Source organism: Paenibacillus eucommiae, from assembly GCF_017874215.1.
Lineage (GTDB): Bacteria > Bacillota > Bacilli > Paenibacillales > NBRC-103111 > Paenibacillus_AI > Paenibacillus_AI eucommiae.
Genome location: NZ_JAGGLB010000003.1, coordinates 236488 through 261115, shown reverse-complemented (window position 1 = coordinate 261115; position 24628 = coordinate 236488). Strand labels below are relative to the sequence as shown.

The 24628-nt window shown below is 43.2% G+C and carries 23 protein-coding genes and 2 pseudogenes; 21 read left to right on the top strand and 4 right to left on the bottom strand.

The window, feature by feature from the left end; genetic code table 11:
* Positions 1-7: 7 nt before the first annotated feature.
* Complete coding sequence (locus J2Z66_RS06595; protein ID WP_209970573.1) at positions 8-1174, bottom strand: epoxide hydrolase family protein; 1167 nt, start codon at positions 1172-1174, stop codon at positions 8-10.
* Between the two features lie 403 nt (positions 1175-1577).
* On the opposite strand from J2Z66_RS06595, the gene J2Z66_RS06590 reads away from it, so the two are divergent.
* The 3 genes and pseudogenes from J2Z66_RS06590 (at position 1578) to J2Z66_RS43760 (ending at position 4797) form a co-directional block, all read left to right on the top strand.
* On the top strand, positions 1578-2255 hold the full coding sequence (locus J2Z66_RS06590; RefSeq protein WP_245375322.1) for a helix-turn-helix domain-containing protein: 678 nt from the start codon (positions 1578-1580) through the stop codon (positions 2253-2255).
* A gap of 694 nt (positions 2256-2949) precedes the next feature.
* Positions 2950-4426 (top strand): annotated as a pseudogene (locus tag J2Z66_RS06585) (amidase family protein).
* 218 nt (positions 4427-4644) lie between these two features.
* Positions 4645-4797, top strand: coding sequence for an NUDIX hydrolase (locus J2Z66_RS43760; RefSeq protein WP_312894420.1), 153 nt, complete (start codon positions 4645-4647; stop codon positions 4795-4797).
* Between the two features lie 598 nt (positions 4798-5395).
* On the opposite strand, the gene J2Z66_RS06575 is transcribed toward J2Z66_RS43760, so the two are convergent.
* Entirely contained in the window at positions 5396-5677 is a 282-nt protein-coding gene (locus J2Z66_RS06575) for a toxin-antitoxin system YwqK family antitoxin (protein ID WP_209970571.1), read from the bottom strand.
* A gap of 217 nt (positions 5678-5894) precedes the next feature.
* Here J2Z66_RS06575 and J2Z66_RS06570 point away from each other — a divergent pair, with 217 nt between their 5' ends.
* The 9 genes and pseudogenes from J2Z66_RS06570 to J2Z66_RS06530 all read left to right on the top strand — a co-directional run bounded on the left by J2Z66_RS06570 (position 5895) and on the right by J2Z66_RS06530 (position 13543).
* A complete protein-coding gene (locus tag J2Z66_RS06570; protein WP_209970570.1) occupies positions 5895-7103 on the top strand; it encodes a macrolide family glycosyltransferase in 1209 nt (402 codons plus the stop codon).
* A gap of 82 nt (positions 7104-7185) precedes the next feature.
* Positions 7186-7665, top strand: a complete 480-nt coding sequence (locus J2Z66_RS06565; protein ID WP_209970569.1) for a MerR family transcriptional regulator — start codon at positions 7186-7188, stop codon at positions 7663-7665.
* A gap of 18 nt (positions 7666-7683) precedes the next feature.
* Complete coding sequence (locus tag J2Z66_RS43755) at positions 7684-8550, top strand: SRPBCC family protein (protein ID WP_209970568.1); 867 nt, start codon at positions 7684-7686, stop codon at positions 8548-8550.
* A 314-nt stretch (positions 8551-8864) separates the two neighbouring features.
* The gene (locus J2Z66_RS06555) at positions 8865-9440 is read left to right on the top strand and encodes a sigma-70 family RNA polymerase sigma factor (RefSeq protein WP_209970567.1); all 576 of its coding nucleotides are present in this window, start codon (positions 8865-8867) and stop codon (positions 9438-9440) included.
* The gene (locus J2Z66_RS06550) at positions 9430-10485 is read left to right on the top strand and encodes a hypothetical protein (RefSeq protein ID WP_209970566.1); all 1056 of its coding nucleotides are present in this window, start codon (positions 9430-9432) and stop codon (positions 10483-10485) included. Before J2Z66_RS06555 ends, J2Z66_RS06550 begins: the two co-directional genes overlap by 11 nt.
* 214 nt (positions 10486-10699) lie before the next feature.
* Positions 10700-11111, top strand: a pseudogene (locus J2Z66_RS06545) (hypothetical protein).
* A gap of 172 nt (positions 11112-11283) precedes the next feature.
* The gene (locus tag J2Z66_RS06540; protein ID WP_209970565.1) at positions 11284-11802 is read left to right on the top strand and encodes a GyrI-like domain-containing protein; all 519 of its coding nucleotides are present in this window, start codon (positions 11284-11286) and stop codon (positions 11800-11802) included.
* A gap of 382 nt (positions 11803-12184) precedes the next feature.
* Entirely contained in the window at positions 12185-12994 is an 810-nt protein-coding gene (locus tag J2Z66_RS06535; protein WP_209970564.1) for an AAC(3) family N-acetyltransferase, read from the top strand.
* Positions 12995-13024: 30 nt separating this feature from the next.
* Positions 13025-13543 (top strand): GNAT family N-acetyltransferase, encoded by a 519-nt coding sequence (locus tag J2Z66_RS06530; RefSeq protein ID WP_209970563.1) that lies wholly within the window; start codon positions 13025-13027, stop codon positions 13541-13543.
* 145 nt (positions 13544-13688) lie between these two features.
* On the opposite strand, the gene J2Z66_RS06525 is transcribed toward J2Z66_RS06530, so the two are convergent.
* Positions 13689-14159, bottom strand: coding sequence for a carboxymuconolactone decarboxylase family protein (locus tag J2Z66_RS06525; protein WP_209970562.1), 471 nt, complete (start codon positions 14157-14159; stop codon positions 13689-13691).
* A 199-nt stretch (positions 14160-14358) separates the two neighbouring features.
* Between J2Z66_RS06525 and J2Z66_RS06520 the strand changes: the two genes are divergently transcribed.
* Positions 14359-15225, top strand: a complete 867-nt coding sequence (locus J2Z66_RS06520; protein ID WP_209970561.1) for a sigma-70 family RNA polymerase sigma factor — start codon at positions 14359-14361, stop codon at positions 15223-15225.
* Positions 15226-15250: 25 nt separating this feature from the next.
* Here J2Z66_RS06520 and J2Z66_RS06515 read toward each other — a convergent pair whose 3' ends face one another.
* A complete protein-coding gene (locus J2Z66_RS06515) occupies positions 15251-15976 on the bottom strand; it encodes a sulfite exporter TauE/SafE family protein (RefSeq protein ID WP_209970560.1) in 726 nt (241 codons plus the stop codon).
* A gap of 225 nt (positions 15977-16201) precedes the next feature.
* Here J2Z66_RS06515 and J2Z66_RS06510 point away from each other — a divergent pair, with 225 nt between their 5' ends.
* The 8 genes from J2Z66_RS06510 to J2Z66_RS06475 all read left to right on the top strand — a co-directional run bounded on the left by J2Z66_RS06510 (position 16202) and on the right by J2Z66_RS06475 (position 24627).
* Positions 16202-16825 (top strand): FMN-dependent NADH-azoreductase, encoded by a 624-nt coding sequence (locus J2Z66_RS06510; RefSeq protein ID WP_209970559.1) that lies wholly within the window; start codon positions 16202-16204, stop codon positions 16823-16825.
* A 222-nt stretch (positions 16826-17047) separates the two neighbouring features.
* Positions 17048-17953, top strand: coding sequence for a helix-turn-helix transcriptional regulator (locus tag J2Z66_RS06505; RefSeq protein WP_209970558.1), 906 nt, complete (start codon positions 17048-17050; stop codon positions 17951-17953).
* Positions 17950-18771: an SDR family NAD(P)-dependent oxidoreductase gene (locus tag J2Z66_RS06500; RefSeq protein ID WP_209970557.1), complete on the top strand. Its 822-nt coding sequence runs from the start codon at positions 17950-17952 to the stop codon at positions 18769-18771. The genes J2Z66_RS06505 and J2Z66_RS06500 overlap by 4 nt, the downstream gene beginning before the upstream one ends.
* A 34-nt stretch (positions 18772-18805) precedes the next feature.
* The gene (locus J2Z66_RS06495) at positions 18806-19756 is read left to right on the top strand and encodes an ATP-binding cassette domain-containing protein (protein ID WP_209970556.1); all 951 of its coding nucleotides are present in this window, start codon (positions 18806-18808) and stop codon (positions 19754-19756) included.
* Positions 19753-20577: an ABC transporter permease gene (locus J2Z66_RS06490; protein ID WP_245375321.1), complete on the top strand. Its 825-nt coding sequence runs from the start codon at positions 19753-19755 to the stop codon at positions 20575-20577. The genes J2Z66_RS06495 and J2Z66_RS06490 overlap by 4 nt, the downstream gene beginning before the upstream one ends.
* 182 nt (positions 20578-20759) lie before the next feature.
* Positions 20760-21779 carry a helix-turn-helix transcriptional regulator gene (locus J2Z66_RS06485; RefSeq protein WP_209970555.1) on the top strand — a complete coding sequence of 340 codons (1020 nt, stop codon included), beginning with the start codon at positions 20760-20762 and terminating at the stop codon, positions 21777-21779.
* Positions 21780-22459: 680 nt separating this feature from the next.
* Positions 22460-23506, top strand: coding sequence for an ABC transporter substrate-binding protein (locus J2Z66_RS06480; protein WP_209970554.1), 1047 nt, complete (start codon positions 22460-22462; stop codon positions 23504-23506).
* A gap of 2 nt (positions 23507-23508) precedes the next feature.
* Complete coding sequence (locus J2Z66_RS06475) at positions 23509-24627, top strand: FecCD family ABC transporter permease (RefSeq protein ID WP_245375320.1); 1119 nt, start codon at positions 23509-23511, stop codon at positions 24625-24627.
* Position 24628 lies beyond the last annotated feature (1 nt).

Genomic DNA, 24628 nt, shown 5'->3' with positions numbered 1-24628 from the left:
CTGTCCGCTATTCGAGTTTTTCCGGAAATGTTCTAAAGGGTCTGTAAAATTCGCGAATGTCCTTAACCAGCAATTCCGGCTCTTCCAGAGCAGTAAAATGGCCGCCGCGGGGCATTACATTCCAGCGAGTTATATTCAGGTGGCGTACAGCCCATTCTCTAGGTGGCAATAATATATCTGCCGGGAAAAGAGCGACGGCTGTCGGTACCTCTATGCGGCCGAGAGGCGGCAAAGAATGCGAATTCTCATAATACATACGTGCAGTTGATCCTATCGTATTGGTAACCCAATAGATCATAATATGCGTGAGCAGTTCATCCTCGCTGAAACTTTGCCGCAGGTCCCCCTTACAATCGCTCCATGCACGGAATTTGTCAATCATCCAACCAGCCAGACCTGCTGGCGAGTCGGATAGGCCGTAGGCAAGAGTCTGGGGTCTTGTCGATTGAATGGATATGTAGCCACCTTCAAGGGCAAGCCATTCCTGAGCATTCTTCTTATACTGCAGTTCTTCCTCTGAGAGCCCCACCAGATCTTGTGCAGTCATGAGATCTCTAATGATCCCGATATCAGTTAAGTGGATGCCGACAAGCAGCTCAGGATGGTTCGCCGCAAGATATCTGGTAACACCAGAGCCAATATCCCCGCCTGCAGCAGCGAATTTGTTATAGCCAAGTTCTTGTGTCATTAGTTTAGCCCACATCTCGGAAACATGAAAATTGTTGACGCCACGATGGTCAGGACGGCTAGAGAAGCCAAACCCTGGCAGTGAAGGGACAATGACATCAAAAACGTCCTCAGGGTCACCACCGTGGGCAGCGGGATCAGTAAGAAGCGGGATAATCTTCTGGTAACGCAGGTAACTGTCCGGCCATCCGTGGGTAAGGATAATGGGCAACGGATTAGGTCCTTTACCGCGCTCATGCACGAAGTGAACATCTATCCCATCCACATTACTGCGAAATTGAGAAAAGCGGTTTAATTTCTCTTCTTGAACACGCCAGTCAAAATGGTCTCGCCAATAAGCAACGAGCGACTGTAAATAACTTAATTCAGTGCCTTGTTCCCAAGCTGAGTCTTCTAATTGATCCGGCCAGCGGACGTGATTCAGTCTGTATTGTAAATCGTCAAGCACTTCATCGGGTACCTGGATTTGAAAACGTTCAACAGCCACAATGATTTCCTCCCACTAATCTTAATAGTTGGAACATATCTGATCTCTCAAGCGGATATCCTTATTCATTCTTTTCCCCTCCCGTATGACACAGGTTGCACTTATGGAATGTTATCCTTAAGCTGCTCATTTGGGATTGATTCACAATCTAATTATAACCTTTGAACTTGTATGCTACACTGTTATAAGTGAAGCAATCGACTATACTATTTGATAGGTGAAAAAAATGCCGCAATTGGACCGACACAAAGAACGTACGGTGAAAATAGAATTTGTAGCAGTGGAGGATTTCAGTTTTCTTCCTTATCCTGAACGGTATACGCTTATATTTATTACGTCAGGCAGTATAAACGGATTATTGAATGAACGTCCAATATCCATTAGCGCTCCTGGTGTCCTATGCTTGGCTGAGGACGATAATATACAAGTGGTTGAAAAGATTAATGTATCTGCTCAATCCTTTAGTTTTCATCCCGAATTTCTTAACACCATTACTCTTACCGAAACGAAGGATTATTTTCCTGCAGCTCCTAGCATTCAAACAGGACTTTCCCTTTTTCAAAGGGATCATTTGTATACTGGTGTACCTCGAATAACCGAGAAAGCATTCCCCCTATTGTTTGAATGGTTTTTCGTACTTGGCACCGAAGTGCAGGCGCAAAGTGATGCACTCTGGGTGTGCAGAATAAAAAAGTATCTCATCCAAATTTTAGGCTTGATGGAGGAGTTAAATCAAAATAGCGAACATTCACCTGTCGATAAAGTATTAAATTATATACACACTAATTATTCGCAAAAGATTTCATTAAACGATTTGACGAATTGTGCTCATTTGAACCGTGTGTCTCTGAATAAATTGTTTCAGGAGAGATGTGGAAAAACAGCATTTGGTTACTTGCTTACACATCGCTTGAAGGTTGCGAGTGACCTTTTAACACATACCGATGTGAGCCTTAATGAAATTGCACGTTCCACTGGATTCGAGTATGACACCTACTTTATTAAACAGTTTACAGCTAGAAAAGGGATGTCACCTACAACGTATCGAATTACATCCCGCAAGTTTGGTACAGCTCAATAACGATCAGCGCATACAGTTTTTCTTTATTAAGCTAACAGGAAGGATAGTTCAATTTCAAGGCAAATATTGCGCATATTGAAGGATGATTAATGAACCCTCTATCAGTATTTATTAGACATAGGAGATGCGTTCGTATTGGACTTACTAAGGGATATCGCGGGGAAAACTCTAATTTATACTCTGCCAATTTTTATTTTGCTTCATATTTATCTTCGGCTTGGAACTCGTTTGAAGAAGATAACTTTGTATTTGTGGTTGTTGTCGGTACTGATTATTCTAATTTGCGGAGTTACGCTTTTTTTGCACTCTCTGTTCTAATAAAGGGTATCGGTTAACGATTATGCTAGCGGGTAGCTTTAGTTGACCAGTTGAGATATGATCTTCTAACTAGTGGTAAACGGGTGTTCAACTTTAAACAAGAAGCTGCCGCGGCGTCCTCTTGTTATGCTAATGGACAGATTAGTTCAATAAAAAGCGTATAGAGAATAACATACAAATATAACAAAACTTTACCAAATAATCGCAAATGAGTGTGATAAAATAATTGTATTCGATGGCTTCAAGGAAGAGATTCGAGCTTGGGTATTGCTATGAGATTGAAGAGGAAACTTTGGGCTTGGTTTGCTGGACTCTAACGAGTGACTGCCTAATCAAATTTACAAAATTAACTGCTAACTTTAAAAGGAGATCTCGTATGCCAGACGTGCTAGAAGAATGGATCATAGAGGCTGATATTAATAGTATGCAGACTGCTATGGAGTTAGGAAAAATTAGATCAGAAGACCGACCTCATTAACATATACATGAATCGAATTCAACGCTATTCAGTCTTGAATACAATTATCGAAATCAACCCGGATGCTGTCAAAATTGCAATGTCATTGGACAAAGAACGGACAGAAAAGGGAAGCCGTGGGCCGTTGCACGGTATTCCCATATTGTTGAAAGACAATATTGATACATTTGATAATATGCACACGAGCGCTGGGGCTGTGGCTCTCGCAGAATCTTTCGCTTTGAAAGATTCTTTTGTTGCTGAGCAGCTTCGGTCAGCAGGCGCAGTCTTATTAGGGAAAGCGAATATGACCGAGTGGGCAAATTTTATGTCGGATACTATGTGGGCAGGATACAGTTCAAGAGGCGGACTGACCATGAATCCTTATGGTCCTGGTGAATTATTCGTTGGCGGATCAAGTTCTGGATCGGCAGCTGCTATAGCCGCAAATTTGGCTGCTGCTGCTATTGGTACAGAGACTACCGGATCCATCATTTGTCCATCAAGTCAAAATTTCATTGTAGGGTTGAAACCGACAATCGGATTAATTAGCCGCACGGGGATAATCCCCATCTCGAACAGCCAAGACACCCCCGGGCCTATGACTAGAACTGTAAAAGACGCAGCCATTTTATTGGGCGTTATGACAGGGGTTGATGAACGAGATTCCAGCACATTATCGAGCGTGAATCAATCGTTTAAAGACTATACGCAATTTCTCGATCGTAACTTTTTGAAAAGGGCTAGAATCGGAATCCCGAGATTTTATTATCAAAATTTGGACCCAGAGAGACTTGCTATTATGGAGTCGGCCATCACGCTTTTAATAGATGAGGGGGCGACCGTTATTGACCCCGTTGTCCTTTCTTGCGAGCAGGTGCAATGGAATTTTGATGTGAAAAGACATGAATTTAAGAAATACGTCAACGATTACTTATCCAAGTTGCCGGTCTCAGTTCCGGTTCATACTTTGTCGGAATTGATTGAATATAATACTAAACATGCTGATGTCGCTCTGAAATATGGACAATCGCGGTTGATTTGGTGTGATGAAACGTCAGGTTCTTTGAATGAGCCAGAATACCTTGAAAGTAAAAAGAAAAATGAAATGTATGCCCGCACCGAGGGAATCGATTATGTTTTGGAAAAACATAGTTTAGATGCCCTATTGCTGCCCGGTAATTACGAAGGTACTGATATTGCTGGGAGGGCAGGCTACCCGTTGATTACAGTGCCGGCTGGATATGCGACTCATGGAAGTACCACATCGGAAGGTTGGATTACAAAGGGTCCTTTTGGTATAACCTTTTCGGGAACTTCATTTAGTGAGCCTACATTGATAAAACTAGCTTATGCTTTTGAACAAGCCACAAAACATCGCTTTCCCCCTGGATGATAAAATATGAGCTCAAATCATGACATCAGAGTTCGCTTTGCAGCATTGAACTAACGGGTTAATTGAATAACACGTATTGTTGAGCAGGCTACCGCAGCCTGCTCATTTTATTAATCTTAAAAATAAGATTTTCACCAGTTAACTCAAATAACGGGCAGGGAAGTGCAAGAAGGAAGTGGAATAAATATATATTCATTGCAGTATAAGGAGGTCCAAAAATGTCATTTCCAGCACATATCGTAGCCGCAGGTGGATTTGTGGAAGATGGGGAAGGAAATATCCTTTTAGTAAAAACTCGTGACGGTGGTTGGGTTTACCCTGGTGGACAAGTGGAAGTTGGAGAAAAATCTAATGGATGCTTTGATTCGTGAAATCAAATAGGAAAGCGGAATAGACACCACGGTTAGCAACTTAATTGGTGTCTATTCGAATACAGGGATTTTTAAATGGTATGATGGTGTGACTGATGTTCCTACGCAAGTTATGTTTGACTTCGTATGTAAACCTGTTGGTGGGGTTCATAATCAAACACCAAACAGGGTTATCGAAGTAGATTGTTTCTCGTTGTTGAACAAACGCGAAACGATAGTTGAATGCATCTCTCCATGTATTAAGCTGAAAGGAAGTTAATATAACTGGAGACGAAGGGCATTGCGACATTAAGTCATATTCTAAAAAGAGCAAATTAAAAGAAACCGCAGCTCAGTCGTGGATGAATTGCAAATTGGCATTATGCCTATTTTGCTTGGTGAGGGGCAGAGGCTTTTCGAGCACCTTAAAGGCATGCAGATAATGTTCAAGAAGAGAAGAGTCGTTGAAACGGGCCCGCGTACTGACATATATTATTCAAAAGCAATGCCGTAAGGTTGAACTAGGCACCGAATTAAAGTTCAAGCTGCTTAGGGCTGGAGTTCACCTAAATTATCATTGCTCTAAAATGGGTAAGGGATAGCATCTTTCTCTGTCATTTTATCCATTATCACGAATTGTAGTTTTGTGTTTATTGCCTTGGCCGTCATAGGTGACCCACTCACCAACAGGTTCGCCCATGTCAAAATACCCTGATCGCTTTATTGTTCCATCAACACGATACCATTCCCAATAGCCTTCTGGCTTATCATCCATCATTTTTCCCTTTGACCAAATTGTTTTTCCGTTTGCATGGTACTTGATCGTGCATCCATCAATCACTTCCAGCTTCTTTTCCTTGACACCGTTTGGGTGTATCAAGTCACATTTTTCATTTTCCACGATTTCCCTCCTATAATCAGCTTTTTGTTAATTATATCACATTTCAATAATAGTGATTCTTGGTAGAATAGAGGAAACGTATAGTGATTAAAGCTTTGAGATTTTCAAGTATTGTACTATGATATATTTGATTCCTTTTTTTGATTCAATAGATGTATGGGAAGTGCCCTTTACTCTTACACAATTTAGAGAACAGTATACCTAAGGAGTGGTAGAAATGGCGCGTGTTTTATTTATTAATGGTGGATCAGAGGGACATATCAATCCAACTATCGGAGTTGTGCAAGAGCTTATTTCGCGTGGAGAAGAGGTAGTATACTTTTCTATAGAAGCTTTTAGAGAGCGTATGGAGAAGACGGGAGCTTCAGTACGAACTTTTGACGATCAAAAATTTATAAAAGCCTTTATCTCAGGTGGAAGAGACTATTTACTCGAAAGAATCAACGGTCTTTTACTTACGGCAGATATAGTCATACCAAGCGTTCTTGAAAAGATCAAAGGAGAGCATTTTGATTACATCATACATGATTCCATGTTTGGTTGTGGACGTATACTTGCTCAAATCCTAAAGCTTCCTGCAATCAACTCTTGTACTTCTTTTGCGCAGACAAAAGAATCATTCGATAAAATGTTGGAACAATTTTCTATAAAAGTCCCTAAAGAAATAGTTAAACCTATAAACGACAAATTTCAAAGTCTGACGTTAATGATACAGGAAAAGTATGGTGTGGAGATCCATTCTCCTTACGAAGTGTTTTGTAATCCTGCACCACTTACAATCGTTTATACAACTAGGGAGTTTCAGCCTTATGGAGAAACATTCGACCAAACCTATAAATTTGTAGGTCCGTCCATCTCTTCACGATTAACTCAAGAAAACTTCGATTTTGCTGCAATCAAGGGTAAAGACTCCATTTACATTTCACTGGGTACTGTCTTTAACCAAACAATTGATTTCTACAAGCTTTGTTTTGAGGCATTAGGGAACACTGATCATACGATTGTCATGTCTATTGGGAATAAAGCTCAAACTTCTGATTTAGGGGAAATCCCCAAAAACTTCATTGTAAACAATTATGTTCCACAAACAGATGTGCTGCAGTACACTAAGTTATTTATTACGCATGGTGGAATGAACAGTACACATGAAGGTCTCTATTACGGGGTTCCGTTAATTGTAATCCCGCAAAGCGCGGATCAGCCGATTATTGCCGGGCAAGTCGCCAGTATAGGAGCAGGTATAAAATTACAGCTGCACAGCTTGACTGCAAATCAACTTCGTGAAGCCGTAGATCATGTGTTAACCCTAAGATCGATCAAGAAAGCTGTTGCAAATATTAAGGAATCCTTTCGAAAATCAGGTGGGTACGATCAAGCTGTTGATGATATTTTCGATTATAAAATTCAAAATCATATCTCAATATAAAATCCCTCTTGCACCTTACGTAACGTCATGTTCTAAACTAAAAACACCGGTAATCAGCTAGCGCCAAAGAAAGGAGTGGATTATGCAGTCGCATTGGAAGGTAGGAGATCTTGCCAAATTAACTGGACTTACCGTCCGAACCCTGCGGTATTACGATCAGATCGGCTTATTTTCACCGTCAGGGTATTCCGATTCCGGTCATCGATTGTATAACGAAGCCGATATTAGACGGTTGCTGCAAATCTTGTCTCTAAAAGACTTGGGCTTATCGCTTGAAGAAATTCAGTCGGTGCTTCAGGGACATACATATACACCGTCTGACATCGTGGCCATTCAGATTGAACGGGTCCGGCAAAATATAAAAACCCAACAGAAGCTTCTGGCCGAACTAGAACACGTGGCCGAGCGAATGAACCATCAGGAGCCGCCTTCCGTTGATGAATTTATTTCACTACTGGAAATAATGAAGACGGGCCACGAAAAGTATATCATTGAACATCGGCTGAAATGGGAACACCATTTTGATCAGCTTGGCGATTTTTTAAATAATAATTTGACATAAATTTGGGAGGTTCACATTATGAAACCACGATTTACTACTCACTCTACATTTCAAATTGAACGTATTTATCGTGCCACGCCGGAACGCGTATTTGCGGCATGGTCGGACCGGAGCGCAAAAGCGCGCTGGTTTCAACCTGCTGAGGTCTTCGACTTCCGCGTTGGGGGTCGAGAATATAGTCAGGGTGGCCCTGCAGGAGGACCTGTCTTTGCCTTTGAAGCTAATTACCAGGAAATCGTGCCCAATGAACGACTGGTGTATTCGTACAGTTTGGACCAAGATGAAATCCGAATATCAGTTTCCATTGCGACCATTGAATTGCTCCCAACCAGCGAGGGCACTAAATTGGTTTTTACAGAGCAGGGAACATTTTTGGACGGTCATGATACGCCGGAACAACGTGAGCATGGAACGAAGGAAATGTTGGATCTTCTCGGAAAATCACTTGGGGAAAGTAATTCAGCTACCTTTGAACTCATATCTCGACGGAAGCTTGCAGCCCCTCAAAATTTGGTCTATCGGGCTTGGGCCGAGCCGGAACTACTTGCCCAGTGGTGGGGTCCTGATGGGTTCACGAATACTTTCCACACATTTGATCTAAAACCCGGAGGCGTCTGGGAATTTACAATGCATGGTCCTGACGGAACCGACTTCCCGAACCGAAACGTTTTTCATGAAATCGGGCCTGAGTGCATTGTGCTTCGGCACGAATCCAGACCCTATTTCACCCTGACTTTCACATTCAAGGAAGTTGACGGTGGGACAGAGATTACCTTTCAGCAAACTTTTGAAACACTGGAAGAATTCAATAAACTCAAACCCATTTGTGAAGAAGCGAATGAACAAAATTTAGACAGGCTCGGATTGCTCTTGAATGGGCTTTAAGAATAGACAGATTGGGAAAGAAGGCAAGCACAAGAGAAAATAAAGATAACCTGCAACTAACAGATTATAATTTATAAACGTTAATTGAACACAAAACAAGGTGCAGTCTGCCGCGGCAGCTACTCCTTGTTTTTTTATTAAGCTACAGGGTAGGATAGTTTAGAGGCTTAGTGGAAAAGGATATGGATGTTGGGATAAAAGGGAAGATTTTGGCCGCCAAAACTCAACCTTTTGAAAAAAAAATATAAAGAACCGAACCTTTTTTTGAGATAGAGACAATATAGGGTGTAAGCTTACTCAGGAGGGCCCTCTGAATGCAAAGTGAATATATGTACCAATTACTCACAAAAATGAAAGATGGTAATCAACAGGCGTTTCATACGATTTATGATGCCACCCATCAGGACGTCTACCGGACAGTTTCCTTTCTTGTGGATCATCGGCAGGATCGGGAAGATGTCATGAATGAGATCTATATGCAAATGTGGACCTCGCTTGCTAACTACGATACGAACCGACCTTTCCACTTCTGGCTACACGGCTTGGTAATCCGTCAAGTGCAGAGATTTCGGGTCAAGAGCTGGCGGAGATTCCGAATTTTTGAACGCATCCGTGCATTCTCCCGGGAAGAGTCTCATTGGGATCAACCTACTGTGTTGATGGATGGGACGGACCCAATGATATCGCAGGCAATCCGAAAACTGACAGACAAACAGCGTACGGTTGTTATCCTCCGCTTTTTTCACGACTACACGCTTGAGGAAACCGCGACATTGCTCGATATTCCACTGGGAACAGTCAAGTCCAGATATCATGCAGGTCTCCAGGCGCTTCGAAAAAACTTAAGGAATCTCCCCCCAGAGAGGATGGAAAAGATCAATGACTATTGAACGCAAAATCCGTGAACATCTGCACATAGAAGCAGAATCTATGGAATGCCCTCCGGCCATTACCAAACGAATAGAACAATCCTATTCTCAATATTTGCAACGAAAAAGGAGCGAAAAAACCATGAAAAAAAGATTAATTGGTGGAATAGTTGCTGCTGCCATTTTGATTCCAACTGCAGCATTTGCAGCCCCTACCCTGATTGAAATGCTTACAAGAACACCAATGACTGTCGAACAAGTCAAGACGGATGAGGTTGGCAAAGCAGCACTTGAGAAGGTGTATAGCGCATTTCCCGAAACAAAATCGTTCGAGATTATCGAGGCAAGCAACGTTCAAGGTGTCCAAACAAGCATCACACTGCAAGAAAAAGGGGCAATGGGAAAAAAGATTACCCTTCATACAAACGGTATTACAGGTACGATTGAACACGTAATTCAAGAGAATTGGGAGCCTAAGGAGAAGCCGCTCACTGCTTTAACCGATCAGGAAATTAAGTCTAAGGTAGATGATCTGCTTAATAAAATGTATGGTAGCATCGAAGAGTACGAGTTTGCTATGGAGCAAATGGAGAACCCGGATCAGAAAACGTTTATGTTGAATTACACCAAGAAGGGATCAAATACACCGTTCTACCAGGTATTTGTTCAGGGCAATACAAGCAGCGTTTCTCTGATCGGAGGTGAAACTACACCTTCAAACATGAAAGTAGAAGGTTTCTTCTCTACAAATGGTAAGCCTGATTATTTTGCTGATAACTTCTTAAATGATGCAAAACTGTTTTCTTTACTAAAAATTAGCCCTGCAGAATTAAAACAAGAATTAGCAACAGGTAAATCTGTTGTAGAGATTGCAGCATCTAAAAATATCTCTAAACAACAAGTGATTGATGTTATTGCTCAAACACAGGTTGATGCACAAATTCAAGGTGAAAATATTGGCGATGTTCCTAAAAGTAATCGTTCAAATGAACAAATGTTAAAAGCTATTGAACCAAAAGTATTGCAAGTTATTGAACACAAAACTGAAGCACCCTCGAATAAATAACAAGTCAAGGTGTATGCATAGAACAGTTGGATAATCCAGAACCAAAAACGATCACGTTTCTGAACGGTGACCCGCAAGTTGGACATTTTAAACAAATGTCCCTCCTGCGGGTCTTTTTTTTATCAAGGCTATGTTAACCTTCATTGTTGATATTTGAAGATAGCGAACATTTGTTCTATAATAAAGGTAATCATTTGCTCGGAGCTGATACCCTATGGATCTGAAAGAACTAATTAGACTTGCTAAGAGCTTGGATAATCGGGACAAGCAGAAGCTTATTCGCTTCTTGCAGTCGGAAACCAAAGGTGCGGCAGCTCCTACCCGAGTGATTGATGAAATTCAAGAGCAAGAAGGATTTTCGCTGCGGAAATGTGCCGAACTGATGTATGAAGAGGTTTCATTCGTGACCCTCTTTTACTGGCGCATAAGATTCTCGCTGCGCTTAAACAGGTTCCGACCGAAGCATTTCAAGGTACAGTCGAAATGGATTGACCGCTTCAACGTAGTAGCAACCAAGTATTCGGTGCATTACCTGGCGTGGTTCCGCTATCTCGACAGTAAGGAATATGAGAACACAGCGTCGAATAAGAAAAACATGTTGGTGTCCTCATGCCTGTTTTCTGTGAAGGATACGAATGCCAGACTTCGACGGATGGCTTACTGTTGAGCTAACGGCAGATTAGTTACAAAAATTGGAAGGAAATATTGAATGTATGTTGAATTGATAAATCTGGACAGTGAGCAGTTCTTATTGAAAAAGTGCTTACTTTCCAAAATAAAATCAAAGGAGTTCAGGCTATGAATTGGCGGATTGAAGAAAGAGGAGCGTTTGAAGTTTTTGGTATTGAACGAAATTTCAGACTCGATGAAACCGAGAAAATTCCGGTTTTTTGGGACGAGTGCCGTAAAAACGGCAACTACGAAAAATTATTTGAGGCTGCAGGAGGAGCGCGTTACCCAGATGGTCGTGGTCTTCCACTCGAGGATGGAAGCTTTGTGATAAATGCGGTATGTGGTTATTCCGATCTGGGCGACAATACCTACCATTACTTGATTTGCGCATTGAAAAAGCCAGACAATAACATAACAGGGTTTAAAGTCGTGCAGATTCCGAAAACCACCTGGGCAGTATTCAGAAGTGAAAAAACAGACCAGATAGGTGCGGAAATCCCCATTCTATTCAAACAAGCGAATAGCGAATGGCTCCGATCCTCCGATTATGACCATGCAATCGGGCCAAATATGGAAATTTACTATACTACACCCGATGGTAAATACTTTGAGGAATTATGGATTCCGGTGAAGAAAGCATTATAGAGCATTTTCAGTCGATTGTTTACTAATCTGGACAGTGAAAACTTGTCACTGTCCAGATAAATAAACTCAACTCAAACTTATAAGGGAGACGAAAAAGCAATGATTAACACACCAATATTCTGAACGCATGATTGTCGGAGTGAGCAATATTGGGAAACAGACTAATCCTGGAGATGTATGGCCAGCTTTGTTTAGAGGAACTTACTAAAAAATAAAAGAACTTCCAGAAGCGGAGTTAATCATGTGCTTTCTTTGTTTTTATTGTTTCTGCTGACTGGGCAAATATGTTTATTGTTTGTTGATAGAAGCCAGCCAAAGTCTAGAAGTGGCTTTACCTTAACGGGAAACGATATATTTGGAAGCAAAGGAGTGATTGGTGTAAATGAAAATAAATGAATCCGAATATCCACTGACTCCTTCTTTACTAGTGCAAGAGCTGACAAATTTGGGAATAGCCAGAGGGATGAATCTCTTTGTCCACTCTTCGCTTAAATCACTGAATCGTTGGATTGTGGGCGGGGCACAGACGGTTATTATATCACTCGAAGAAGCAATCGGAGAAGAAGGCACTTTAATTATGCCAGCTCAATCCGTGGATTTATCAGATCCTGCATGTTGGGAAAATCCCCCGGTTCCAGAAGATTGGTGGGACATCATCCGGACAGAAATGCCGGTTTTTGACCGTGACTTGACTCCAACGAGTGGTATGGGTGTCGTAGCGGAATGCTTTCGCAAACAAAACGGCACACTGCGCAGTGACCATCCTCAGGTTTCATTCGCTGCAAGGGGACCCAAGGCACAGTTCATTACCGATCCACATCCACTAGCAAACGGACTGGGAGAAAGCTCGCCTCTAGCCCGCATATTTGATTGTAACAGTTGGGTTTTATTGTTTGGGGTAGATCATAGCAACAGCACTTCTTTGCATTTATCCGAATATCGTGCAAACTACCCGGGAAAAAAACAAGTGGAGTTTGGTGCACCTATCCTGATGAACGGCAGAAGGGAATGGGTTACTTTTAGAGATCTCGATTATGATTCAAATGATTTCCAGTTAATCGGAAGGGACTTTGAGCGTGAAACTAATAATGTTAAAATCGGCAAAATCGGAGACGCAACCCTACGACTGATGCCACAGAGACAACTCGTCGATTTCGGGGTTCAGTGGATAGAAAATAACCGAGGTACTTAATCTCTTTTCATCCATAAGGAGTTGACCTGTGTGAAAATAAGAGAAGCATGTTTAAAAGATGCTGAAGGTATGGCTATTGTTCATGTAGAGAGTTGGAGAAGCACTTACAAGGGGATTATTTCTGATTCGGTACTAGCAAATCTATCTGTAGAAACTCGGAAGAGCAGTTGGCTTTGGGCATTTAATAATCCTTGTGAGAATGAGAATATATTTGTAGCGGAAGACACGGATGGCAGAATTGTTGGTTTTGCCGATGGCGGTCGAAGTCGTAACAAGGAGTTTAAACACGAAGGGGAATTGTATGCCATATATTTGTTGAAGGACTACCAGGGATTAGGTATTGGTAAATTACTTTTACATGCAGTTGTTGACTCCTTGAAATACCATGGCTATTGTTCCATGATGGTTTGGGTTCTTAATAATAATCCATCAGTAGGATTTTACCACGCATTTGGAGGAAAGGTTATTGGTCAGAAAGAAATCACAATTGGTGAAGAAAGCTTGGTTGAAATTGCTTTGGGATGGGATAGCTTAACAATGGTTGTCTAAAAAGATAACAATAAGAATGATTATACGGCCGAAGGGTGAATGCTGCCAAAATTCATTCCCTCCGGCCAAATTGGTCCCTCTACAGTAAAAGACAGCTTCTTTACTGATCCTTTTTCGTTCTCGACGAAATCTCTATCAGATGTACTTAGTCAGCCGGAACATTGACCATCTGCCTTGTCGTGACGTTAAGGCGATTCCAGAGGTTGGCCGTGGCGATCCCAGAGATAAGTGTGGCCAGAGCCTGCTCTTCGTAGTGCCGGGCAGCCTCATTATAGATCTCGTCCGATACCGCGTCTGCTCGGTCGCTGAGTCGGGTAACCGCTTCGCTGAGTGCCAGGGCAGCGCGTTCTGCATCGGTGAAGTGAGGTGTTTCACGCCATGCCGCTGCGGCCAGAAGCCTCTCTGTCGTTTCACCTGCCGCTAAGGCATTACGCGAATGGAGTTCGACACAGACGCTGTCTCCATTGATTTGGCTTGCCCGAAGATAGGCAAGGAATAGCGTCCGGCTTGGAACGCCGGTTTTTTCTGCGGACATGAACAGGGCTTTGCCCAGGGATTGCAAGGCTTGGACCGCTTCAGGTACGATCATAACGGGACTACTCATTCTCGATTGCATGGGAAAAACTCCTTCATTCTTAGGATAGGAGCCGCTTATTCGGCCCTTCACTACGATGACGGATCGAACCTCGGGAATGTGACAGCTCTGCAAAAGAAGAGGGGAAATTAACAAATCTTTAAGTTCTTGTCACATCGGCTTGTTTCCGTTCGTCAGTATGTATAAGGGCTAATTTTATTATAAAAAGGAAGTTGAATAAGTGAGCGAACATGAATGGTTGACAGAGCATTTCGAAGCACACCGGAATCACCTGCAGGCGGTGGCTTATCGCATAATGGGATCATTAAGCGATGCGGAGGATGCGGTACAGGAATCTTGGCTGCGTCTTAACCGTTCGGATACGAGCAGTGTCGAGAACTTGGGGGGATGGCTGACTACGGTTGTCTCGCGTGTGTGTTTCGATATGTTGCGGTCACGAAAATCAAAACGCGAGGAATCGATAGAAATGCACTCACCCGAGAAGTTCGCGAGTCAAGAGGATGGAAGCGACCCCGAACAAGAAACACTGTTGGCTGATTCTGTCGGTCTCGCGCTGCTGGTCGTGCTTGGCAAGCTGAATCCTGCAGAACGGATCACGTTCGTACTACATGATATATTCGCCATTCCTTTCACCGAGATTGCATCTATTGTAGGGAAATCGGAGACCGCAGCCAGACAGCTTGCGAGCCGGGCACGCCGCCGGGTTCAGGGGGCTGATTCGGTGCCTGATGCCGATCTTGCCCGTCAACGCAGACTCGTCGATGCTTTCCTTGCTGCCGCGCATGCCGGCGATTTTGATACACTGGTAGCGGCGCTTGATCCGGACGTTGTGCTTCGGGATGATCGCCAGACAAGTGCCTCAAGAATAACTCGAGGTGCAAGAGCTCTGGCCAACCAGGTTTCGGGACGTGCTCAAGCTGCTCAGTCAGCACTCGTGGACGGATCAGTAGGAGTCATCGTGGCTCCTCGCGGAAGACTCCTCTACGTACTCAAATTTACAATGAGACACGGGAAGATCACCGAGGTCGACTTGATTTCCGACCCCACGCGCATAAGCCAGCTCGAACTGGCGGTGTTGGGCGATTGATCGTCCACTGGAATACGAAAAAAATCTAATGGAACGCCGCCCATAACATAGAAATCCCGGAGCATAGGAGAAGAATGTCCAATACAAACTTAAATGAGACAACACTCATTCGCTGTACAACAGATTTTGCGGTGAACGTTCCAAGCATAAGAGAGGAGCCCACAATAACTCCGTGTACAATCATTTCTGTCGGGAGAGCCCCCAGTTCATGAAAAGTCACAACTTTAGAAACATAAAGTGCAAGTGAACTGGCTGCTTCCGTAGAGAGGAATGCACCTTTTATTAGTCCGTAGGAAGTGAAAGCTGGCACGCTGAGTGGCCCTGTGGAGAGAACTAATCCTGTCAAAAAGCCGATAACAGCACCAGCAACAGAGAGCTGCCATAAGCGAATGTGAATTTTTTTGGCCTCAAGCCAGTGCCTTACAGGAATCATCGACAGAAAAAACATACCTAGCCCAATTTCCACAACGTGTGTCGGCAAAATCCACAATGTTCTTGCACCAATTGCTGCAGCTGGCACACCAGTAAGCGAGTAAGCGGCAAAAGCCCGCCAGTTGACTTCACGCCACCAGGCTATAACCCTTGAAATATTCGCCATAACAGCAGCAACTGCCATGATAGGTACAGCTTGCTTGGGTCCAAAAGTAAACACTAGAACAGGCAATAGCATGATGGATGAGCCTGTTCCAATAACACCGCTGATAGCACCAGCAATAAATCCTACAAGTAACACAAATAAATAATCTCCCACAAAAAAACGCTCCTATATAAATACTACTTGAGAAAAATTTTTAATTGATTTATAATGTGCTTATGTTAGTTGCAGTAAGTGATATTTTTTTCGATACATCTGTGCTTTCTAGAGGCACACTTAAATCATAAGTATCATGGAGGCCAGTTCGCAGCTAATTTGTTTTTTAATGATTTGCAGCTATAGATCATAGCTGTTTACTTATATTAAAGGAGAAATGAAATTATGGCAAATGTACTATTCATTAAGGCAAACGATCGTCCTGCTGAGCAGGCGATAAGTCTTCAAATGTATGAAACGTTCCTGAACACGTTTAAAGAAACACATGCTTCCGACGTTATTACGGAACTTGATCTTTATAAAGAAGAGCTTCCTTATTACGGAAATGATGCTATCACAGGAATGTATAAGCTGAGTCAAGGATACGAACTTACACCGCAAGAGCAAGAAGCCACTAATATCGTTTCCCGATATTTGGATCAATTTCTGAAAGCCGACAAGGTCGTAATTGCGTTCCCACTCTGGAATTATGTAGCACCTGCACCTTTGATCAGCTATATTTCTTACCTTACTCAAGTAGGCAAGACTTTTAGATATACGGCAGAAGGTCCTGTTGGTCTTGTAGGTGACAAGAAAGTCGTATTGCTAAATGCTCGTGGAGGGATTTATTCTACTGGTCCAATGTCTGCTATTGAATCAGCAATAAAACCACTCAAAGCAACCCTCGGCTTGTTTGGAATTGAGGCAGAGGTAGTCATCATTGAAGGCCACAATCAATTTAAGGATCGTTCGGCACAAATTATTTCTGAAGGTTTAGAGGAAACGGCAAAAATAGCGGCTAATTTCTAAATCATATTGAATGCTATAAAAGTAGTGAAGAAGTAGTGAAGACAGCCTTTCCTAAAGTGGGGCTGTCTTTATTTATTTAGTCTTTAATCCTGTGAAAATTTCTCTGCTGGATAAAATTTATAAATTTTATTTTTTTAATCCTGACATACATGATGTCAGAATTTATGCGTTATGATTCAAATATAGATGGGCCGATAAGTCATGAACCTGAGGAGTGAAAAGATGAAACTGGATCGAATGCTCGGTATTACCGTAGAACTGATGACGAAAAGAAGAGTGACGGCCACCGAATTGGCAGCCAGGTTTGAGGTCTCCATCCGAACGATCTACCGTGATGTGGAATTGATTAATCAAGCGGGCATTCCCATTGCTTCATATACGGGGACAGTTGGAGGTTTTGAGCTGATGAACGGTTTCTTCATAACGAAACAGCATTTCTCTATCGATGACTTCTCGGTGATCTATAATCTCTTAAAGGGTATGGAAGGAGCCATGGGAGGCAAATCCACCTCGTTAATGCATAAGCTTACCAGTGTGCAGCCTGCTCTGTTGAACGGAGGGCACCACGATAAAATCATTTTCGATATGAGCACATCAGCAAACGAAAAGGCGATTGTTCACCCGCTTTTCCAAGCAATCCATCAAACCAGAAAGATTACAATTTCCTATACAAGCACATCGGGTACGCTTACGGAGAGACAAGTGGAACCGATCATTTTGTACTGGGAACGAGGGGCTTGGTATTTAGAGGGATATTGCTTATTGCGCAAAGCGAAGCGAATCTTTCGGGTTTCAAGGATCACTCAGTTCGAAGTTTCAGACGACCAATTTTTACCAAGGAAAGCATACAATCTTCTGGCTGAAGAAGAAGTGCAAGGTACGCAAGTCCATCTTCATTTTGATTTAAAAGCCCAACCGCGAGTGTTGGAGCAATTTCAGGGGGAATGCATACACAGAGGAGACCATATTGAGGTACACACGGATTTCTACTCAAGAGAGTACGCAATTTCGATCATTTTAAGCTTCGGGTCAAAGGTGAAGATTATTGCTCCTGATGATCTGATGAAAGATTTTATCAGACAGCTCAAACAAATCCAAAATCAATATGAAGGAGAAGGTATAACATGACAATTTTAGTAACAGGTGCAACGGGTACGGTTGGACGGCACGTCGTAGATCAGCTAGTTGAAAAAGGAGTAGAGGTGAGAGCCATATCGCGTAACCCGGCCAAAGCCAATTTACCGGAGCGTGTTGAAATCATGGAAGGAGATCTTAATTTTCCGGAATCGCTGAAAGCCGCATTTGAGGGTGTTAAAGGGATGTTTTTAATCCTATCCAGCGATGAACCCAATGCCACGTTGCAAACTCAGCCCAAAGTGATTGAACTGGCGGAAAAAGCCGGAGTGAGACGGGTCACCGTATTGGTGAGTTACGAAGAAGGGCCTGTTGAAGAAGCGCTTAAAAATAGCGGGATGGAATGGACGCTTGTTAAACCGGGTGAATTCATGGCCAACATTCTTGCGGATTGGCAGGAATCGATTCGTACGGAAGGGGTTGTCCGGGAGCCTTTCGGAGACGCACCGAGTGCCAGAGTACATGAAGCAGACATTGCCGCTGTTTCCGTTGCAGCACTCCTGGAGGACGGTCACCACAAGCAAAGTTATATGCTAACAGGTCCTGAGTCTATTTCTCGCAGAGAAGCAGTCCGGACAATTAGTGAAGGGATCGGCAAGGTTATTCATTTTGATGAACTGACAGAGGATCAAGCAAGGCAGAACTGGAGAGATCAGGGGTATGAAGAGGGAGATATTGATTTTTTTGTCCTCATGGTAAAAAATCCGCCCGAAATCGGCCACACGGTTGTCCCCACTGTGGAGCAAGTGACAGGACGTCCTGCCAAGACACTCGCCGAGTGGGTGCTTGAACATAAACACAAATTTGAGTAGAACAGAAGCATTTTATGACAAGGGGACTGGCAAAATGTCTTTTGCAATTGAAGTCAACGATCTTAGAAAATCGTTTAATGAAATTGAAGTGGTCAAGGGCATACATTTATGCGTCAAAAAAGGGGAACTGCTTGCTTTGCTTGGCCCTAACGGCGCAGGGAAAACTACGACCATTGAAATGTTGACCACTCTTCTCAAGCCGGATGGAGGAAAAGCACTCGTATGTGGCTATGATGTTGTGAAAAATGCCAAAGAAGTGCGAAAGAAAATAAGTCTGACCGGGCAGTTTGCTGCCCTGGATGAAGGACTGTCCGGAATTCAAAATTTAATCCTGATTGCCAGACTTTATGGCTTCTCATTTAAAGAAGCACGTTCCATTGCTGAAGAACGGATTCAATCGTTCGGGCTTTCGGATGCCAAGGATCGTATGGTCCAAAGTTATTCAGGTGGCATGCGCAGACGCTTGGATATTGCTGCAAGCCTTGTTGCACAGCCGGAAATTCTTTTCCTGGATGAACCTACAACCGGTTTAGACCCGCAGAGTCGTCTGGGGGTGTGGGAAGTGGTTCGTATGCTATTAAAGCAGGGGACGACTGTGTTGTTGACGACTCAATATCTGGAGGAAGCGGATCAGTTGGCTGACAGAATCGCTGTGATCGATAAAGGAACAATTATTGCTGAAGGGACACCTAATCAATTAAAGGCATCCATTGGCCGCAAGACTTTATTGATCCGCCTGGCAGAACAGACAGATCAAGCAGCAATCAATCGCCTGTTAGCTGATCATCATTTGACCGGATTTCAAGATGATGACCCGTTTGTGTATAAAATACCCGTGCAAGAAGCAAATCTTGCTAGCCAAGTGATCCTTACGCTTGTGAATAATAAAGTCTCCATTGACTACTTTTCACTAAGTGAGCCCAGCTTGGACGAGGTATTTCTGGCTTTGACTGCCTCTAAACTGAAGAAGGAGGTCGTTCAATGAAAGATATCCCTCTCACAAATGCATCGATCATGAATCGGGAATCCGCGCTGGGCAGCCCAAATGTCTTTGTGTCGACAACAATTTTCATGTGGAGAACATGGCAAAATACGAAAAACAATCTTTTCGGCTTTGCGATGGATGCCACCTTGTCTCCAGTCATGATGCTGCTGATATTTAATTTTTTGTTCGGAGGCGCCATTGCTGGTTCTACTGAGGCATACATTCAATTTCTTCTGCCAGGCATACTCGTTCTAACTGTCGTTCCTATGACCGTATATAGCGGAACAACTTTGTGCCAGGATATTTCAAAAGGGGTGTATAACCGTTTCCGAACGCTGCCTTTTTGGCAGCCCGCCACGGTCATGGGACCGTTAATAACAGATGGGCTGAGATATACGATAGCCTTACTCATTGCATTAGGGACTGGGATGCTGCTGGGGTTTCGTCCAGAAGGAGGAATCGGGGGAGCGATAACATCTGTATTATTTATTATTTTGTTCGCCTTTAGTGTAAGCTGGATTTTTTCTATGATTGGTATCTTAGCCAAACGTCCTGAGACGGTATCGGGATCAAGTATGATGGTGGTGTATCCACTTCTGTTTGCAAGCAATATATTGGTAGACTCATCAACCATGCCGAAATGGGTAGGGCTCATCGTCGAAGTAAATCCAATCAGTATCGCGGTTTCTACGGTGAGAGCACTTATGAATGGAACGGCAAATACAACCGACATCGCAGCGGGAATCGGCGTTTGCCTGCTGATGATACTCATTTTCGCCCCGCTAACCTTGTATTTATATTTGACTAAAAATAATCGGTGATGCATCTTGGTTACGGAATTCAGAAAGCATAGGAGAGGGCCTTCCGATAAGGAGGGCTGACTTTGTGCTACATCTGAGGTGGTGAAGAAAGTAAAGCACTACTATTTTTATGAGGTTGTAGTAAATCACGGTATAGAGTACAATGCATCGTATACGAAAGGGTAAGAAGGAGCACGAATACGATGACTTTAAATATATGGAATATGGAGATTCATGATCTTTTTGATCAATTTACGATATTGGTAGAGGGCACTGTTCAACAAAACAAGTGGGAGCAGCGCCTCACTATTCCCCCACATATTGGCAAGGGGAGCGTTACACGGACACGAATTCGTCCAGGGATGGAGATCATGTATACGGATATTACATTTGAACAAGATATGAAGCTCCACATCCAAGAGGCTTGTCCGTTGTTTGAGCTAAGCTATTGTGTAAGCGGCGATATTTATTGCGAATGGAATGGCAAAGAGAGCCATACGGATATACCAACAGGCAATGTTCTATTCCTGGAGGATGTTCAGGTGTATGAAGAGAAAAAAGCTGGCATCCGAAATAAACTGGTTGAAGTTAGGCTGACTCCAAATGAGCTGCTGCATTATGCCGGAGATTTGACGGAGAAGCAGCAAATGGGAACTTGGCTTACGCATCATCGTGGAAATATTGACCGCTTTCCAGACACTCCGGCTATCCAAAGATGTGTTTCCGAAATGATCCACTGTAAGCATCAGGGAACGATGAAACGTTTATATATGGAAAGCAAAGCGCTTGAATTTATCGCATTGTTCGGGGAGTCTGATGGCTACGGCTCTGTGGGTGGAAGCATGACGCTCCGGCATGATGATATAACGAAACTGAAGCAGGTCCACCAATTGGTGCAAATCCATTTCGAACAACCGTTATCGATCCGCGAGTTAGCCAAGCGGGTAGGCATGAATGAATTCAAGCTAAAAAAGGGATTCCGGGAACTATTTGACATGACAATCTTCGAGCTGGTGCGTCAAAAAAGAATGGAGAAAGCGCTCTGGTATATGGAAGTGGAGCATTTGAATGTGGGGAAAACCGCAGTTTCGGTCGGTTATAGCAATGTCAGTAATTTCACGACGACCTTTCGCAAGCATTATGGCTGCAATCCGAGTGAATACTTAAAGCGTGTTGATCAACTGGATTTCGAAAGAAGCAAGCTTCAGAAGGATTTTGACTAGTAGAGACCTAGTAACGGTTCGTCCTCCGCCGAAATGAGCGTGTGCTGTGCGCTCCACTTAACGATGTTTTTCATCGTTAAAGCAAGTGTTCCAGGTCAACCGATCACGTTAAAGATGATTTTCATCGTTAAAGTAAGGATGTGGAGAGGACCTGTGGTTTTAACGACGAAAAACATCGTTAAAGTAGCAGATCCTCTCCGTTTTCATTCCCGGCGCCTGGAGCCCACAGCCCCAATGTTGTCAGGTTAATAGGCAAGTGGGAGGTTGGGATTTTCCCAATTAAAAGGGAGGCCAAATCCGAAGCAGCGGAATGTATTCGAAAAACCATACACAATATGCTTGAGTGTGGCCGAAGCGGCAGAATGTAGGCGGAAAACCGACCACATTGTGCTTATACGTGGCCGAAACAGTAGAATGTAGTTGACAAACCAATCACTTTGGCCGGCTTAACCTTACAACATTGAGCCCGCAGCTCATCCCTCCCCGAACCATCACGTCTCGAATATGTACCTCAAGGACGCCACAGGCGTTTTTTTATTTTCTGCTCCCTGAATAAGGAAAGAAGCTCCCTCAACAGGTAGAGATTAATGTTCATATAAATGATAATCATTATCATAGAATGTTCGGCTTAAAGTAATCTTTTGGTCGGGTGAAAAAACTAGGATAAGGAGTGTTGTTTTATGAAAAAATGTGGGGTTATTTTGCTTATGATCATGCTTACATGGTGTTCAGCTTGCTCGAAAAAAGATGCATCTGTTCCGGCACGGGAAATGGAAGGCATTGCAAGCATTGAAAAAGGGAGTATAGAAACTCTGCAATCAAAGAGCGGTAGTGACGATCATTATCCCGTCTCGATCAAGGTTTATACGAATGACGGGAAAGAAGTCATCCAAACCATTGAGGTAGAGCCTAAAAAGGTTGTGGTAGTGGGATCAGCCATAGCCGAGCTTATGATTGAATTTGGGCAAAAAGAAAAAGTTGTTGGTCTCGGATATCCGGATCAATCTTTTTCAAAATATGCAAGTGAAATTGCGGAGCTGCCCCTGATTACGAAATCGTGGCCATCTAAGGAATCTGTGCTTGCTTTGCAGCCTGATATCATCTATTCCATTTCTTCAGCTTTTAAGGAAGATTTATTGGGGGACATATCTTTTTGGAATGACAGAGGGATTCCTGTGGTTTCAGCCGTTAATTTTACTGTCGGGCGTAGTATTGAAGAATATTTTACAGAAATCAAGAATTTTGGACTCACTTTTAACGTTGAAGACAAGACAAATGCGTATTTAAAAACACAGAGCGATAGAATAAATCAGGTCATAAAGATCGCTGAAGCGGTGGAAGAGGTTCCAAAGGTACTGTTTATCGGGGGAGCACGTGACACCAATTATTACTATCCACCTTCCTGGTGCATGATCGACGAAATGATTGAAGGAGCAGGAGGGGAGTATATGGAGTTATCGAAGGATGGCTATATGGAATTGTCGCTTGAAGCAATCATTGCCGCGAATCCAGAAAAAATTATTATTACGGAATTTCAGGAACCTGATAGTGAGGTGACAAAAAACAAGCTGCTTACCAACGAAAAACTTCAAAATGTCAGTGCGATAAAGACAGGAAATGTGATGGTGGCTGAATATACAAGCGCTATAAATGGCGGTTTGCAGCTTGCTGATCTATACGAGGATGTGGCAGCGTTTATTCATCCAGAGTTATTTGGAGGAAAGTAGACATGTCATCGATACAAAAACGAGGTGCTTTCACAGGCATGTCGACCCATTTTGAATCTGTTTTAAAAAGACGTTCACTATTTATATGGATGATGATTTCGCTAATCGCTGCGGTTATATGCTCTATTGGAATGGCCCTCTCAATCGGACAGGTTGCGGTACCCTTTATGGATTCATTGCGGATCATTGTTTACCAGACGATAGGGCTATCACTCGGCGATATGAATGAGCTCAGCTCAGGGAGCGTTGTGGATATCATATGGCATATCCGCTTTCCTCGAGTGCTGCTGGCAATGATTGTCGGCATAGGGCTGGCCTTATGTGGAACGGTTATGCAAGCGTCCGTGCAAAATCCACTGGCTGATCCCTATCTATTGGGTATCTCGTCGGGTGCCTCATTAGGAGCAACATTTTCGATTATGCTCGGTTTTGGAGCCGTGGGGATTATGGCAAGCTTGGGCGTTGCGTTTTGGGCTTTTATCGGGGCTCTGGGGGCAGCAGCTCTGGTGCTAGTTCTAGCCAATCTGGGAGGTAAAATGTCCTCCGTCAAGCTGGTGCTGGCCGGGACGATCATCAATGCGCTGTGCAGTGCTTTTTCCAATCTCATCGTTTATTTGGCCAAAAATGCGGAAGGCATTCGATCCGTTACCTTTTGGTCGATGGGAAGCCTTGCCTCGGCCAAGTGGGACAAGCTGCCGCTGATTGCTATCATGATTGGTCTTGCAGCTCTCTTTTTTATTTGTCAGGCAAGAGTCCTGAATACGATGCTGATGGGAGATGAAACTGCGGTAACATTAGGGATTAACCTCAATTTTTACAGAAGATTGTATATGATTATTTCTTCGGTACTAACAGGTGTCATTGTGGCAACATGCGGTATTATTGGATTCGTTGGATTAATTGTTCCACATATCGTCAGGGGCATGGTCGGTCCCGACCACAAACGCCTATTACCGGTGGTCATTCTTACAAGTGCTATTTTTATGATATGGACAGATGTATTAGCAAGAACCATCATACCGAATGGAGAACTGCCTATAGGCATTGTGACAGCCCTGCTTGGCGCTCCTATGTTTATGTACATGTTAATGAAGAAGAGCTATGGATTTGGAGGAAAATAGG

Excerpts from the sequence above, each read along its gene's own strand:
- J2Z66_RS43760 (WP_312894420.1), top strand. The coding sequence starts at position 4,645 with ATGTCATTTCCAGCACATATCGTAGCCGCAGGTGGATTTGTGGAAGAT.
- J2Z66_RS06570 (WP_209970570.1), top strand. The coding sequence starts at position 5,895 with ATGGCGCGTGTTTTATTTATTAATGGTGGATCAGAGGGACATATCAAT.
- J2Z66_RS06565 (WP_209970569.1), top strand. The coding sequence starts at position 7,186 with ATGCAGTCGCATTGGAAGGTAGGAGATCTTGCCAAATTAACTGGACTT.
- J2Z66_RS43755 (WP_209970568.1), top strand. The coding sequence starts at position 7,684 with ATGAAACCACGATTTACTACTCACTCTACATTTCAAATTGAACGTATT.
- J2Z66_RS06555 (WP_209970567.1), top strand. The coding sequence starts at position 8,865 with ATGCAAAGTGAATATATGTACCAATTACTCACAAAAATGAAAGATGGT.
- J2Z66_RS06550 (WP_209970566.1), top strand. The coding sequence starts at position 9,430 with ATGACTATTGAACGCAAAATCCGTGAACATCTGCACATAGAAGCAGAA.
- J2Z66_RS06540 (WP_209970565.1), top strand. The coding sequence starts at position 11,284 with ATGAATTGGCGGATTGAAGAAAGAGGAGCGTTTGAAGTTTTTGGTATT.
- J2Z66_RS06535 (WP_209970564.1), top strand. The coding sequence starts at position 12,185 with ATGAAAATAAATGAATCCGAATATCCACTGACTCCTTCTTTACTAGTG.
- J2Z66_RS06525 (WP_209970562.1), bottom strand. The coding sequence starts at position 14,159 with ATGCAATCGAGAATGAGTAGTCCCGTTATGATCGTACCTGAAGCGGTC.
- J2Z66_RS06510 (WP_209970559.1), top strand. The coding sequence starts at position 16,202 with ATGGCAAATGTACTATTCATTAAGGCAAACGATCGTCCTGCTGAGCAG.
- J2Z66_RS06505 (WP_209970558.1), top strand. The coding sequence starts at position 17,048 with ATGAAACTGGATCGAATGCTCGGTATTACCGTAGAACTGATGACGAAA.
- J2Z66_RS06500 (WP_209970557.1), top strand. The coding sequence starts at position 17,950 with ATGACAATTTTAGTAACAGGTGCAACGGGTACGGTTGGACGGCACGTC.
- J2Z66_RS06495 (WP_209970556.1), top strand. The coding sequence starts at position 18,806 with ATGTCTTTTGCAATTGAAGTCAACGATCTTAGAAAATCGTTTAATGAA.
- J2Z66_RS06490 (WP_245375321.1), top strand. The coding sequence starts at position 19,753 with ATGAAAGATATCCCTCTCACAAATGCATCGATCATGAATCGGGAATCC.
- J2Z66_RS06485 (WP_209970555.1), top strand. The coding sequence starts at position 20,760 with ATGACTTTAAATATATGGAATATGGAGATTCATGATCTTTTTGATCAA.
- J2Z66_RS06480 (WP_209970554.1), top strand. The coding sequence starts at position 22,460 with ATGAAAAAATGTGGGGTTATTTTGCTTATGATCATGCTTACATGGTGT.
- J2Z66_RS06475 (WP_245375320.1), top strand. The coding sequence starts at position 23,509 with ATGTCATCGATACAAAAACGAGGTGCTTTCACAGGCATGTCGACCCAT.